The organism is Paenibacillus sp. FSL H8-0261, from assembly GCF_045040645.1.
GTDB lineage: Bacteria > Bacillota > Bacilli > Paenibacillales > Paenibacillaceae > Paenibacillus_AQ.
In genome coordinates, this window is the sequence record NZ_CP150297.1 from 3,642,294 (window position 1) to 3,657,014 (window position 14,721).

A 14,721-nucleotide genomic window follows, 5' to 3' on the forward strand; every position below is an offset into this window, starting at 1 on the left:
TATCAAACTAATAAAAAACCTGGCATTACCTATGCCTACAATAATGAGCCTTACTAGGACAAGGAAAAACAGCAATCCCGTGCCAAGGTTGTTCAGCTAGCCATGGATATAGGATATCAGGAGGCGAATGCCGACGATACCATTCATATCAGCGCACAAAACGCGATGACTATTAACAAGCGATTTGCCGAAAATTGCAATATATATGTTTGTGGGGTTTGCTTATGGTGAAGAGAATAAAACTTCGTACGCTGTTTATAGGAGGGTGTATTACCCTCTTTTTTCTTGTTTTGCTCGGCAGAGTGTTCTGGATTCAGGTGCTGGATCGTGATTTCTGGCAAACCAAGGCCGCAAAGCAATGGGCCCATACTTCGGTGTTTAAAGCGGTGCGTGGCACGATCGAGGACCGCAACGGCAGGATGCTGGCTAGCGATGTGCCGGCCTACACGGTAGTGGTCAATCCGGAAGCGATTACCGCTCTCAGTATCGGGGAAGAAGTTATCACCGGCCTGCATGAACTGCTCGGCAAGCCTGAGGATGAGCTTAAGGCGCTCGTGGAAGCCAAAGACGAGAACGGCAAGTATCTGAAGAACCGGGAGATCCGTAATGAAGGCTGGAAGATAGACCAGGAGCTGCGCGACAAGGTCAACGAGTTCATTGAGAAACTGAAGGATGAACATGACACTCTGGAGACTGGCGTTGGCCTGATTAGGGAGCAGAAGCGCTATTATCCGCAACAAACACTGGCCGCACATATTTTGGGTTATACGGACCGCGATGGCAATGCGGTGATGGGGTTCGAAAAGTATTTTGACAAGCAGCTTAAGGGCGCGGATGGTAAGCTATTCTACCAGAGCGACGCCAAAGGCATCAAGCTGCCTGACTCGGAGGACACTTACCAGCCGGAGGTCAATGGAAGTACTTTCAAGCTGACGATTGATAGCACAATCCAGTATTATATCGAGCAGGCAATGCAGAAGGCCTATGAAGAATATAAACCCAAGAGTATTACGGTAATTGCCGCGGATCCCAGCACCATGGAGATATTGGGGCTAGCGAATATGCCGACCTTTAACCCGAATGAGTTCTGGAAATATGCCTCTGATCCAGGGGTATTCTTCAACCATGCCATCAAAACAAGATTTGAACCAGGCTCCACGTTCAAAATTGTACCTCTTGCAGGAGCGGTGGAGGAGAATTTGTTCGATTCGGACGCAACCTTCATGTCCGGTTCTATCCGCATCAAGGGGTACGGCAAGCCGCTGTATGACCAGAAGAGAAGCGGTTATGGCGAAATCTCATTCCTGGAAGGCGTGAAGCGGTCAAGTAACGTGGCCTTCGTCAAGCTTGGCTTTGAAATGCTCGGTCCGGAAAGGCTGCTGCAATACGTGGATGATTTCGGATTTAACGATCTTACCGGTATTGACCTGCCGGGCGAAATCAGCGGAATCGTCAATCCGACTCCGAATAATGCTTCAGAGAACGCGACGATTGCATTCGGGCACGGCAAAGTGCTTGTTACTCCGATTCAGCAGCTTACCGCCATCTCGGCCATCGCCAACGGCGGAAAACTGATGGTGCCGCACGTGGTCAAGGCGACCACCGATCCGAATACCGGCAAGACTACCGTAACCCAGCCCCAGGTGGTACGTCAGGTTATTTCCGAGGAAAGCGCCAAGGAAACCAGCAGCTATCTGGAGCAGGTCGTTGCAGACCTGGTCCATGGAACCGGCCGCCATGCATACATTGAAGGCTATAGTGTAGCAGGTAAGACCGGTACGGCGATTAAACCCGACGGTAAGGGAGGGTATGACCGCGACAAGGTGCACTCGTCCTTTCTCGGATACGCACCGGCTAATAATCCGAAGATTGTGGTCTATGTCGGCATTGACGAGCCTGCTAATGCTGCTGGCGGTGGTGCTGCGGCGGGGCCGGTGTTTAAAGAGATCGTATCCGAAGCATTGTCATATATAGGTGTGCCAAAAGTTACATCGGGCGATGGAGGCAGTGTCTCCATATCCGTCAAGAATGCACCTTCCGCGCAGCGCTCCGCACCCGATCTGACCGAAAAAAATGATGCAGGCGGCCAGAAAATTCCTGATTGATTAGGGCTTTTATTTTGAAACGGTCGGAGGCTCAATATCTGGACTATGGATCGGTGTCGGTGAACAATAACATAGTCCCATTAGAATCCGCGCCTGGCGCGGTTTTTCTGTTTTATGGGATCAAGTTCTTGTCCTTTGCTTAAGACAAGAACTTGATCCCATTGCCGATTTCATGAGCATCTAAACAAATATTTTTTAGATTATGTTAATCTGTCTAATAGTGAATTCAATTTAGAGCGAGGGATGTTACTTGAAAAGAAACGTATTATACATTGAAGATAATGAGAAAATAGGCAGCTTTCTAAAAGAAGAATTGGAACAGCGGGGATTTTCAGTTCAGTGGCTGCTTTCTGGTGAAGGCGCTGAAAAAGAAGTAAATCAGCATGAAATCGTTATTTTGGATATCATGTTACCCGGTTTAGACGGATTTACTGTGGGGAAACGATTAAAAAAGGCAGCTCCTGCTGTTCCTATTTTGCTGTTAACAGCTCGAACATCGATAGATGATAAGGTAGAAGGTTTACAATTTGCTGATGATTATTTAACGAAACCATTCCATACGGATGAATTAGTTGCAAGATTAGAAGTACTAATCCGTCGAAGTGGCGGAACACATTCCGAACGCATTTCATTAGGAAATTATATTGAAGTAGATTCAGAAGGCCAAATGGTATTTGACAAACGCACAGGAGAAGAAATTATATTAACAGCGAAGCAGCATCATATTTTAATGTACTTCTTACGCCACCCTAATCAAGTTTTACCAAAAGAACAAATCTATGAAGCCATCTGGGAAGAAACATATATAACTGGCGATAAAACACTAATGGTACATATCCATCGACTGCGTCAAAAGTTGGAACGTCATCCAGATTCCCCAGAGATTATTGAAACGTTGAAGGGAATAGGCTATCGGGTGAAACTATGAAACAGACTAAATCATTATTTCGTCATTTTCTAAAAGGACATTTTCTATTTATCTTTTTACCTCCAATTATACTTATTTTCTTATCTGCGTTCATTGAATCTCCTATTAATGGAGAAGAGCTGAATGCGTTAAATCTATTTTACGTTGTACTACTTTTGTTTGGTTTTATTATTGTCGCATTTGTTGTAATATCTTGGATTTTCTTCTTAAGACTTCGTAAACGTCTCACCCGCTTACAGGAGGCCATGTCATTTTCAGCTAATCATAACTCATTTCCTAGACCAATATCTGTTCAAAGTGATCGTATGGATGAAATAGACCAGTTAGGCAATTCTTTTAATTGGATGATTCAGCAGCTTCAAGACAGCCGCAAGCGAGAACATGAAGAGGAATTGTTACGACATCGACTTATAGCGAATTTATCTCACGACTTACGAACGCCACTTACCATTTTGAGAGGACATGTCACCCGATTAAATAAAGAATCAATGAGTCTAGAAGGACAAAATTCATTAACAGAAATAAATCATACGATTACAAGAGTGGGGGATCTAATGGATGATTTACTTTCCTATACATTGCTTACATCAGGGAAACATCCTTTTAGGCCCACTTCAACAGATATTGGACGTTTAGTAAGAGCATCTGTTGCTGCGTGGTATCCTGTATTTGAAGAAAAAGAAATCCAGATCGAGGTTGATTTACCGACAGAGGCGACTTTTTATTGGGAAGCAGATCCTAAATGGATGACACGGGTTCTGGATAATTTATTTCAGAATATTCTTCGTCATGCAGCAGAGGGGAAATATGTAAATATTGTGGTTGATGTAGAAAAAGAACAAATCATTGTTGCAGACAGAGGTCCAGGTATGGATAACTCTTCCTATGAGCGTGGGGCCGGAATTGGTTTATCGACTTCAAATTATATGTTGAAAAAAATGAAGCTGAAAGCTGATTTTACATCAAATGATAGTGGCACAAGAGTAGCTATCGGAAGAGCTTAACCTAAAGTTAACCCAGAAGTAAACAGCATGATAACCGAGATGTAACTTTGCTTCTTTATAATTAGAACCATAACAGAAAGGAAGTGTTATGGTTGCTTACAATTAATAACTTAGTCAAACATCGCGGAACTAGGGAAATCTTATCAGGTATCAGTTTTAAATCTAGACCAGGTAGAGTAACTGGTTTTTTAGGTCCAAATGGGGCAGGTAAAAGTTCTACACTTCGCATCCTGCTTGGATTAGATCGCGCTACCTCAGGGAGTGCACTCATTAATGGAAAGCCATTCGCAGAATTACATAATCCTCTAGCAACAGTAGGTGCCGCACTTGATGGCTTTGGAGCTCATCGTATGCGAACAGGACGGGCACACTTGCGTTGGATTGCACGTGCTGCAGGATTGTCTAACTCACGTGTCGAGGAAGTTCTGGAAATAGTAGGTCTTACTAATGCCGCTGGGAAAAGAGTTGGGCAGTATTCTCTTGGTATGGGGAGAAGACTGGGAATAGCAGCTGCGCTACTTGGTGATCCAAAAATATTGATTTTAGATGAACCCGTAAATGGGCTCGACCCAGAAGGAATTCGGTGGATTCGGACATTTTTACGTGAACGTGCTGAATCTGGAAATACAGTGTTATTATCCAGTCATCTAATGGGAGAGCTTGCAGAGACGGTTGATGATGTGGTGATTATTAAGCATGGAACCATCGTTGCAGATGGAACATTGGATGAAGTAATAGGTAACCATTCCACGCTGGAGGAAGCCTTTTTTGCCCTGACATCTGAAAATACAGGTGATGTTGTATGAGAGCATTTAACGCGGAACTATCTAAATTGTTCTCCTTACCGGGTATTTGGCTTGCTTTTCTCATTGGAGCGTTTGCACCAGCGCTTATTGCTTCCTTGGACAGCATAGCACAAAAAGAGGAGATTATAGCTGGAGTTAGCACACGGCTATCAGAAGTTGGCTATATCGGGTTAGCTCTTGGTGTGCAAGGCGTTATTATTCTTGGTGTGCTTGCTGTCAGCAGTGAGTATTTGACAGAGAGCAGTGAATCTGGTGGAGGACAACAGATAACAACGAGTTTAACTGTTATTTCATCCCGGTTTCATTTTTTACTGGCAAAAGCAGGTGCTGTGACTGTGATCAGCATACTGCTTTGTATTGTTGCTATTATGACAACTGTGTCAGCAACGCATCTTATTCTTGGTGAATATGCCCCCGCATTTGAATGGTCCAGACTTATCGGTGCAGTTTGTTACTGGACATTCACTGCTCTTTTAGCACTTGGAATTACTTTTCTAACTAAGAATGGCATCCTCCCGCTTGCTGTGCTCATAATAAATTCATCCGTTGTATCATTTAGTGTCCTGTTGTATAGGGTTACAAAGTTGGCGTTTTACTTACCAGATAGGGCTGGCGCTGAAATGTTTATGTTTACGGACAACACGTCCACAGGCACTTTATTCAATGGGTTTCACACCCCCTTCACAGGCGGTTTAGTCATGTTTGCCTGGGTACTCGTTGTTTTCATTGTTGCAGCTGTTGTATTCCATAGGAGGGATGTTGCAGCATGAGTGTCTCATCTAGTAGAAAGTTAAGACAAATCCTTGGTGCTGAACTGGATAAATTAGTTACATTACCATTGATATGGTTCACTCTTACGGGTACATTCATTCTAAATTTAGTTTTAGCCGCAGCTTTTACTTCTGTTGGTGTACAAGGGGCAACAGGTACGCAAAATATACTGAATATAGGACTTGCTTCTATGGGATATCTTCAAGCAGGGTTCATTATTCTTGGAATCTTAGCTACTTGTTCGGAGTATACTGGTGGACAGATTCGAACTACTTTAATTACGATACCTTGGCGTGTGTTTCAATTATCCACGAAGCATTTGGCATTGGCGATTATAACCCTTCCTATGGCGTTTATTATTGCTGCATCTGGTGTACTCTATACTTTTATTATGATGAGAGACACAACAGTAGTGATAGAAATAGACACAATGATAACAACATTAATAGGTGCAACGGGCTATCTAACATTAACCACACTTCTCAGTGCAGCTGTAGGTGCTTTATTAAGACGAACCACTCCTGCTTTAGTGGTACTGCTTGGTTATTATTTCATTGTCAGTCCATTGACGAGGGTTTTTCTACCTAGTAATAAAAATTTTTTAAATTATTTTCCGGATACGGCAGGATCTTATATGTATATGCCGTCTTCCTCTGATGAAATAAGTGTCCTTACACCAATGCAAGGGACAGGTATTTCAATGTTATGGACACTGAGCTTTATTACAGTAGCTATTGTATTTTACCGTAAACGAGATGCCTAGTTATAATTATATCTTATTCAACTAACGGGGCAGGATTATCGAAGAAGTAAAGGAGGAGTTTCTGATAGAATTCAAAGTAAATAAAAATTATATTTGGGTATATTTCATAATATTTTACGCCCTATGGTGTATCAGAGAATTATGGTTGGTTCAATATTTAGATTTGATGGAACCCGTTCCAAGAGCTATAACATCAGCCACTATTAAAATAGTTATTTGGGTCATTCCTGTTATTTTATTAGTTATAATTATGGAAAAAAGTAAACCATTTTCCTATTTACAGTTACATCATAACTTTAGAAAAAGTCTAAAATGGACAGGTTGGGTATCCTTAGCCTTGATACTATTCTATTTTGTAATAAATCTTATCGTTTTAAATAATAATATCGATTTTCAAATAGGATTTAACGGATGGCTTAATACTATTCTATTGGTTGGTATTACTGAGGAAATTGTCTTTAGAGGTTTTTTATTAAGAAAGCTTATGGATTCTTTTAGATTCTGGATAGCAAATACAGTTACAGCTTTACTCTTTGTATCGATTCATTTTCCTATTTGGTTTTATAAAGGTCTGTTTGAATTCCCTTATATTCTAAGTTCCATATTAACAGTTTTTGTGTTGGGTATTATATTTGGGTTTGTATATAAGAAAAGTAATTCTCTTTGGTCAGTAATTATTATTCATTCTTTGTATAATTTATTAGTGTTACTCTTCTACTAGCGGGTGCTTTAGTTGAATAAGACTATACTACGACGATGATTAAACATAGATTCGGATTAAATTCTTAAAAAGGACAATTAGAAAAAGGCTGATCTTTTATTTGTTAAAGATCAGCCTTTATTGTATGCAGAGAAAGAAGAGATATAGAGGTAATCGGACTATATTCTTGTCATCAGACAACAATAGTCGAGGGACAAAAACATGGTCCCAATGAAAGTCGCTATTTTAGCGGCTTTTTTTGTTTTATCGGTACAAGTTCTTGTCCCGATTACCGATTAGATAAGTATTTACTGCTTTCTTTTCTTCAGTAATCTAACGGGCAGGTCAGTATATTTTCTGACCAAGACCAAGTATCTTCTTGGGCAAAATAAGCTGTCGAGCACGGAAATAGGCTTGGACAATGAAGGGCAAAGCTAACTTTCGTTTTGACCCGAAAGGTAAAGTCACGCGGGAAGAAATGGCTAATATAGTGTATATGCTGATAAATGATTAAACGACTTAAATTGTAATCCACACAAAGAAAGTCGCCTTAATTTGTATGTATAATTTAGGTACGTACAGCCCATTCCTTGGGCGGCAATAAAAATATCTGCATGGAATAATGCGATGACTGTCGGCACCTCTATATAGTCCAACGGAAGTAAAGAATGAGAATGGAAAACTCTATGGGATCAAGCAAGATCATTAAGAGACATTGTTTCACGGTGGGCTGTGCTGTCATTCCTTTCTGGAGAAGCGAAAGAAGGGATCATTAGTGCCGGGAAATTTATGAATGAATTGTATGAGGAACATTAATGCCTGAATGAACAACACGCAAATCTAATCTGTCATTATTTGATGCTGGGTTGTTTTATTAGATGTATAATCAGGGTGAAAGCTCAGACAACATACGCCCCAGCCTACGATAAGAGCTATAAGGCTGGTTTTTTTTATTTAAAAACGACAAGTAGATTTGCAGAGATAGGTGAAGCAGATCCTAGATTTACAAGAATTACAAAAAGATAAATTGTTGAGCTGAAAGGTGGGAAAAAGGTGGGAGAAGGAATAAGAAGTAACTGGAAGTCTCTGGTGTTTTTTTTCAGTGTATTGCTTATTTTTATTATTGCAGGATGTTCTACATCCCAAGAGACTCATCAACTCGGGAGAGAGAAGGAGCAGGAATTTGACCAAGGAAGTGGAATGAAATTTTCCAGCCTTTCTGAACAAAAGATCGTGGATTTAGCTAAGATCAGTAAGGTATGGGGAGTGGTGAAATACCATCATCCTAAGGTTGTATCTGGAGATGTTAATTGGGATTATGAGCTGTTTCGGGTGGTGCCCTCTATTTTAGAAGAAAATTCAGATGTGAATTCAATTCTATATGAGTGGGTTCATTCATTAGGCAGCGAGTCCATTTCTGGAGAGCTTGATGATCAATATCAATTTTCCAAAGATTCCATACAGCTCAGTCCATCTACAGATTGGTCCAAGGATGAAGAATATCTCGGAACAGACTTGAGTCTTGAATTATCGAAGCTTCTGGATTCTAATATTTCAGAACGAGAATATGCATATGTTAGTTTTAAGGAAGATTCATTCTTTCCGTCTATGGGAAATGAAAACCCGTACTCTAATATGAATTTCGATGATACAGGCTACAGGTTGCTAGGTTTATTCCGGTACTGGAATATTATCGAATATTACTATCCGTATAAAGATGTCATCGGAGAAAATTGGGATCGAGTGCTTCTGGAGTTTATCCCTAAAATGGTAGATGGATCGGATTATGACTCCTATTTTATGACTTTAGCAGAACTGACAACTAGAATACATGATTCTCATGCATATTTGGTGGGCAAAGATAGAGAGACGATTACTGATTATTTTGGAACGTATCGGCTTCCCGTAAACTTTATCGAAATTAACAATCAGATTGTTATAAATAAAGTAATTAACAAGTGTGGACTTGAGGTCGGAGACATTGTTTTAAAAGTAGGAGACAAAAATATAGATGAATTATTAAAAGATAGAAGAAAATATATATCACAGTCGCGAGAAGACACGGCCAACTTATTTTTTCTTGGTTTATTCCGAACTGAACAGAAAAATACGGACGTTACTGTAATTCGGCAGGGAAATAAGATGAACATTAGTGCAGTAGGCAATCAACAAGACATTAATTTCCTGGTTGATACGAAATCACAAGCAATGGAGAGTGGAGAAATCTACTATATTAATGCTGGTCTTTTGAAAGATGGAGAGATTGATAAAATCATGAAAAAGTGGTGGAACACTAAAGGGCTAATTGTAGATCTTAGAAACTACCCTTCTAGCATACTTACTTATGAATTAGCCAAATATCTGATCGCTTCTGAAAAAGAGTTTGCCACAGTATCGGTCCCCAATCGTGCAATACCCGGTGAATTTTATTATCTTGAGCCTATGGTTTCAGGGAAGCCCCAAGAAACAAATGCCGAGGTTTATAAAGGGAAAGTAGTGATTCTAATCAATGAACATACTGCTAGTCAAGGCGAGTTTACAACGATGTCTCTTAGAAATACAGATAACTCCATAGTTCTCGGTAGGCCGTCTGCTGGAACTGATGGTGATATACGTATCATTATGCTTCCAGGAAAAATAAAAACCGTAATTAGTGGACTCGGCATATTTAATCCAGATAAAAACCCAACGCAAAGAATAGGATTGCAGCCAGATATTCGTCTTGATCCTACCATTGAAGGGATTATGGAAGGCAGAGACGAGTATATTGAGAGAGCTGTTGAATTAATTAAAGGTGGTTATTAATTATGGAAGTGTATTTGGAATATAAATGAACATCTATACACTTCCGGGGCCTGATTTTTTTAGGGAGGAATGAGATGAAGAGTAGACGGGTCATATTAATCAGCTTAATTGTACTTTGTTCCGATGTAAGAGGACAAGAACATATGCCTATTGAAATCCACGCTGAGCGCGGTTTTATTAATTTATAGGTACAAGTTCTTGTCCTTTGCTCGAGAGAAGAACTTGTACCTATTGCCACGAGCCTTAGTTTGGTAAAGTTAAACCATTCCTATGGGAATCACGAATTGGTACGAGAGATTTTGGAGCGATATCCAAAAAGGCTTAACCAGTACTTCATCAAATACTGAAGAATTTTTCGGCGTTTTCTAAGAAAAGCATGTAAGTTAACAAGAATGTTGTACGAATAATATCCGCGATAATCGCGGTATTATCGGAATATATTCTTGTCATTTCTCATTGTCAAGATTATTTCCCGAATACGCTTGAGAACAAGATTTTTTTCCCTTTTCCAATAGATAGATTAAAATTATTCTATTACACTTTATAAGACAAGAATGCTAGAGAGGGTAGCATTTGCATTGGTCTTACGATGGCTCACAGCATTAAACCAAGAAAGATGGAGGTATTCATGTCCAGAGTGGGATGAATAAAGGCATGATTTCGGATTCAATTTTACAAACAAATCATTTAATGAGCGTTTAAGTGACTAAAATGTCACTTCAATGTCACTTTAATGTCATTTTGGGAAGATATACTAAACCCATCGATGAATTATTAAAGGAGATATTATGGAAGTGAAATTACGGAAACTCCTCTTTGTAGGAACAATTTTGTACACGCTGTTGATATTATATTTTATGTTTTTTGCTTTCAGTAGATTAGATCATTGGAACAGCGATTATGGATACACATTTATACTTGTTCCAGAAGGAGTTCCACTTCGATTTCCAAAACTAACTTTTTCATGGGTATACAACTTTGGAAACATTGCTGCCTTTATCCCTTTTGGAGTAGTAATTCCTCTGTTGTATCGTTCCAGTTTTGGGAAGTTCATATCCTTTTTTGTCTTGACGATTCTCGTTCTGGAAACGATGCAGGCTTTAACTCATCTTGGCAGCTTTGATGTAGATGATGTTATATCCAATACAATAGGTGCAGCGATAGGATTTATCGCCTATAAAGTTGGATGTTCTTCAAAAATTTCTTATAAAAAGCTTATTGCTTCAGCCTTATCTATTGTTGTTCTTCTTGTTGGAGTAATCGTGATCTCGGAAACCATCAATTATGTTGTAGCGAAAAGAGAAAGCCCAATTCAAGCATTACACGATGTGAAAGAAATGAATGGAACCATGCCTATGACTGAAAATCTTCCAAGTTTCACCGTAGCAGGCAAGAAAATAGAACCCAAAATAAACGTATATTACAGTGAAGGGGATAAAAGAAAATCATACACCTACATCTTGGGGAACAAAAAAGATGTGACGTTCTATTCTTATTTTGGCATTCCAGACAAGGGAGATTCCAAGGGAGAACTCACTATATTGGTAGACGGAAACCAAAGAGTTCATTATCAGTACAATGAACAATATAATAATAGAGCAGAACCTTTAAATATACCATTTTATGATAAGGTGAACGAAATTACGATTATCGTTTCCGGGAACGCTAAACTATGGGACGTTGGATTCAGTGAAATGAAGCATTGGTGGGAGTGAAGAACAAACACGCAACATATAGAAACCGCGATAATCGCGGCAAGGCTGTCAAGAAAGTCTCGACAGCTTTTTTTTATATCATAATCATTTAATTCAGTACCGCGTTAATGTTGCCGAATGATTGTCCAATACGTTTCGTTGCGTCCGCTCGTGACACGTCCCGGACCACCTAAGAGTATGAGAATACACCAAGCTGGACGCGATTCAGGGCTTAGCGTATATTTTCGTTAAAATGTTGGCGGGTCCCCAACTATACTACAAAATTGGCTTCAAGCAATATTATGACCAGGGCAAGAAACATAATAATTAAAAATGAACATAAGGAGTTGCGAAAATGAAATCTTGCTAAAACATCTAAGGTCGGATATCGTTTTGTTTATTTCTCCAAATGAAAAGGATCATGTTGTTGATGCTTTTGTTTTAAGAACATTGAATGCTGTATATAAAAATAGCTACAAAGATGTTTCTATGCATATTCGTGAGATGTGAGTGACTTTTTTAAGATTTGATGTTCATTCCAAAAATTGGAGATAAGAAGTTGGAATATTTGAGGGCGATTTTAGCTTTTGACGATTTATCAAGGTTTCATCTTTTTATATAAAGGAGGGAGAGTGCACTCGACAAATGGGAGAACAGCCTGATACGTAATGTCTACAGCCTGAATATTGTCCGTAGGCTACCGATTGAAGGGAATCGTCAAATAGGGTTACACGCATGTTCCGTTACGGCCAATGTTGTGGACGGCGCCCCTGCGCCGCAGTGGTTTGAGGACAGTGGAGACACCCCCGACTGGGAAAGACAGGCTGTTTCCTTGGCGTCTGCCGCCGGAATCATTGAGGTGCGTCTGCCGCGGGACCATTTCATGCCAGACGATAAAGCTACGTGGCGGATGTGGTGACGGTACTGCTGAGAATGTTGAATCTTAGGGAGTTGAATCGATTATGAAAGCTTTAATTATTTCGGATATTCACAGCAACGTCAAAGCGCTGGAATCGATCCGCAAAGCAGAATCCGACTGTGACGTGATTTATTGCGCGGGAGATCTTGTAGACTACGGGCCTTTCCCGCGGGAAGTTATCGAATGGGTGCATAAGAACGATGCGAATTGTGTTCGCGGCAACCATGACGACATTATTATCGACCTGTACCGAAACGGCAATAGCGGTCACGATGTGGCGGAGGATGAGATCAAGTGGGCGCATTACAATGCAAGGCTGCTCGGCGAAGCGGAAATTTCCTTCCTCGAAAGCATTCCGGTCTACCGCACATTCGAGATGGACGGCTATAGCTATACAATGCAGCATCTGTACGAAAACTATTTGACGATTGATAGCTTGCCCAAGTACGATGCTTTCTGGGCGGAACGCAACGTCAGGACAATTGAGGCCAAAGAATATCGCCGCATTATTTTCGGACATACGCATCGCAGATGCATTCATTATTTGAGTGACGACAGTTTGTGGCTGAATCCGGGAAGCGTGTCCTACCGCCGTCGCGACGATCCATCGAAAGAAGCGCACTATTTTACGATTACCGATGGCAAAATAGCGATGAAAAGTCTCGTCTATGACCGCACGCCTTTGCTTGAAGCGGCACAAAAGTTGCTGTTGAAAGAAGAAGAGATGAAGGTTGCGTACTTCTTTTTCGGGTAAGCGGGCGGCAGAGCAGGCAACAACAATGGGGACGTATCCACGATTTGGTGTCGGGATACGTCCTTTCTCATTTATTGTACACCGGCAGGTTGCGATTTACAGCTGGCAAGGCGGTAATTCCTGCTCATTTTGCGCCTCAGTTTACATTTTTATGATTGCTTCATTTTTTTACACTATGGCATGGGAAACGTATCTTTCATAATTGAGGTTGTGAAGTTGCGGATATGATCCTGAAGAGGCTGCGGTTCATATCCGCCTATTCTATAGGAAGCAGGTGGGAAAATGACTACTATTTATTGGGTATCGAGTAGCGACGAGTTGGCGGCAGCCATTGGCCGGGCAGAACCTGGTTCTTCGATCTTGTTGGCAGACGGCGTTTACGAACGGAATGAAGATTATATTATTGAAGGCAAAGTAGGATCGGACACCGCAATATTAAGCATTCGCGCTGTAAATAAAGGAAAAGCAACGATCGCTGGAGAATCAAGTATACGCATCTTGAACTCTGCTTATGTAGAGGTATGGGGACTGCATTTTCAGGTCGAGCAGCGCGAATCAATCATTCTGGATGGTTCGCGGCATGTGAGGATTGCACGGAATAGATTTGAGCCGCGACAGGTTGGGGCGGAGTATAGCCTGCTGTCTGTGCTGGGAAGCGGCAGCGGCTGGAACCGGATCGAACGCAACGAGTTCGGGCCAAAAGCCGACCTCGGGCCGCTCGTTATTTTTGATGGCAACGGTGAACAAATCTCGCAGCATGATGTCATTGAATATAATTATTTTCATCATATAGGCCCGCGTGTCGTCAATGGGCTTGAAGCGATCCGGCTCGGCCTGTCCGGCATCTCTCTCTCGAACGGCTATATTACCATTCAACACAACCTGTTTGAAAATTGCGACGGAGAGCCCGAGATTATTTCGGTAAAAAGCTGCTATAATACAGTTCGGTACAACACGTTCCTTAACTCCGCCGGCCAAGTGACAGCGCGTCACGGACATGGAAATCGCTTTCATAATAATGTATTTATCGGCGATGGCGTGAAGGAAGAAATGGGCGGATTTCGCATTTACGGCAACGACCATCACATTTTTGATAACTATATGGAAAACTTGACGTTGGATGCGCTGCTCATTGACGGCGGCAACTACGATGGCGGATCAGACGGCTATCCCGAGGCGCCGACACAGGAGGAACTGAGGAAACATTGGCGCGTCTATCGCGCCAGTGTAGTGAATAATACGATTGTCAATTGTCGTCACGGCATTACGCTCGGCAAGCGGATTCCTTATGCGCCGGAGCAATGTGTAATCGCTTACAATCGAATATGCGGCAAGGAGCAGCCGGCCATCTATGAATACCGGCCGTCTCCGGCGGTTTGTATTAACAATCATAAAGCGGATGTCGCGGATATTCGTTGTCCGGCTATTCTGACAAGAATTGACGTCGGTCCCGACTCCGAATAAAACTAACA

At 41.3% G+C, this 14,721-nt stretch carries 12 protein-coding genes; all 12 read left to right on the plus strand.

Going from position 1 to position 14,721, the window contains the following annotated elements:
* Positions 1-224: 224 nt before the first annotated feature.
* Positions 225-2,105 (plus strand): peptidoglycan D,D-transpeptidase FtsI family protein, encoded by a 1,881-nt coding sequence (locus MHI27_RS16065; protein ID WP_405174174.1) that lies wholly within the window; start codon positions 225-227, stop codon positions 2,103-2,105.
* A gap of 250 nt (positions 2,106-2,355) precedes the next feature.
* On the plus strand, positions 2,356-3,033 hold the full coding sequence (locus tag MHI27_RS16070) for a response regulator transcription factor (RefSeq protein WP_042188454.1): 678 nt from the start codon (positions 2,356-2,358) through the stop codon (positions 3,031-3,033).
* Entirely contained in the window at positions 3,030-4,037 is a 1,008-nt protein-coding gene (locus MHI27_RS16075; protein WP_405174175.1) for a sensor histidine kinase, read from the plus strand. The genes MHI27_RS16070 and MHI27_RS16075 overlap by 4 nt, the downstream gene beginning before the upstream one ends.
* Before the next feature lie 92 nt (positions 4,038-4,129).
* Positions 4,130-4,843 carry an ABC transporter ATP-binding protein gene (locus tag MHI27_RS16080; RefSeq protein WP_405174176.1) on the plus strand — a complete coding sequence of 238 codons (714 nt, stop codon included), beginning with the start codon at positions 4,130-4,132 and terminating at the stop codon, positions 4,841-4,843.
* The gene (locus MHI27_RS16085) at positions 4,840-5,613 is read left to right on the plus strand and encodes an ABC transporter permease (RefSeq protein ID WP_405174177.1); all 774 of its coding nucleotides are present in this window, start codon (positions 4,840-4,842) and stop codon (positions 5,611-5,613) included. The genes MHI27_RS16080 and MHI27_RS16085 overlap by 4 nt, the downstream gene beginning before the upstream one ends.
* Positions 5,610-6,377: an ABC transporter permease gene (locus MHI27_RS16090; RefSeq protein ID WP_405174178.1), complete on the plus strand. Its 768-nt coding sequence runs from the start codon at positions 5,610-5,612 to the stop codon at positions 6,375-6,377. The genes MHI27_RS16085 and MHI27_RS16090 overlap by 4 nt, the downstream gene beginning before the upstream one ends.
* A 145-nt stretch (positions 6,378-6,522) precedes the next feature.
* Entirely contained in the window at positions 6,523-7,098 is a 576-nt protein-coding gene (locus MHI27_RS16095) for a CPBP family intramembrane glutamic endopeptidase (protein WP_405174179.1), read from the plus strand.
* Between the two features lie 400 nt (positions 7,099-7,498).
* Positions 7,499-7,591: an S-layer homology domain-containing protein gene (locus MHI27_RS16100; RefSeq protein ID WP_405174180.1), complete on the plus strand. Its 93-nt coding sequence runs from the start codon at positions 7,499-7,501 to the stop codon at positions 7,589-7,591.
* Between the two features lie 539 nt (positions 7,592-8,130).
* Positions 8,131-9,882, plus strand: a complete 1,752-nt coding sequence (locus MHI27_RS16105) for a S41 family peptidase (RefSeq protein WP_405174181.1) — start codon at positions 8,131-8,133, stop codon at positions 9,880-9,882.
* Between the two features lie 788 nt (positions 9,883-10,670).
* A complete protein-coding gene (locus MHI27_RS16110) occupies positions 10,671-11,597 on the plus strand; it encodes a VanZ family protein (protein ID WP_405174182.1) in 927 nt (308 codons plus the stop codon).
* A gap of 941 nt (positions 11,598-12,538) precedes the next feature.
* The gene (locus MHI27_RS16115) at positions 12,539-13,249 is read left to right on the plus strand and encodes a metallophosphoesterase (protein ID WP_076299862.1); all 711 of its coding nucleotides are present in this window, start codon (positions 12,539-12,541) and stop codon (positions 13,247-13,249) included.
* 282 nt (positions 13,250-13,531) lie between these two features.
* A complete protein-coding gene (locus MHI27_RS16120) occupies positions 13,532-14,713 on the plus strand; it encodes a polysaccharide lyase 6 family protein (protein ID WP_405174183.1) in 1,182 nt (393 codons plus the stop codon).
* Positions 14,714-14,721 lie beyond the last annotated feature (8 nt).

Bases quoted from the DNA above. Each gene is read 5' to 3' on its own strand.
- MHI27_RS16065 (WP_405174174.1), top strand. From the start codon at position 225: ATGGTGAAGAGAATAAAACTTCGTACGCTGTTTATAGGAGGGTGTATT.
- MHI27_RS16075 (WP_405174175.1), top strand. From the start codon at position 3,030: ATGAAACAGACTAAATCATTATTTCGTCATTTTCTAAAAGGACATTTT.
- MHI27_RS16085 (WP_405174177.1), top strand. From the start codon at position 4,840: ATGAGAGCATTTAACGCGGAACTATCTAAATTGTTCTCCTTACCGGGT.
- MHI27_RS16090 (WP_405174178.1), top strand. From the start codon at position 5,610: ATGAGTGTCTCATCTAGTAGAAAGTTAAGACAAATCCTTGGTGCTGAA.
- MHI27_RS16100 (WP_405174180.1), top strand. From the start codon at position 7,499: ATGAAGGGCAAAGCTAACTTTCGTTTTGACCCGAAAGGTAAAGTCACG.
- MHI27_RS16110 (WP_405174182.1), top strand. From the start codon at position 10,671: ATGGAAGTGAAATTACGGAAACTCCTCTTTGTAGGAACAATTTTGTAC.
- MHI27_RS16115 (WP_076299862.1), top strand. From the start codon at position 12,539: ATGAAAGCTTTAATTATTTCGGATATTCACAGCAACGTCAAAGCGCTG.
- MHI27_RS16120 (WP_405174183.1), top strand. From the start codon at position 13,532: ATGACTACTATTTATTGGGTATCGAGTAGCGACGAGTTGGCGGCAGCC.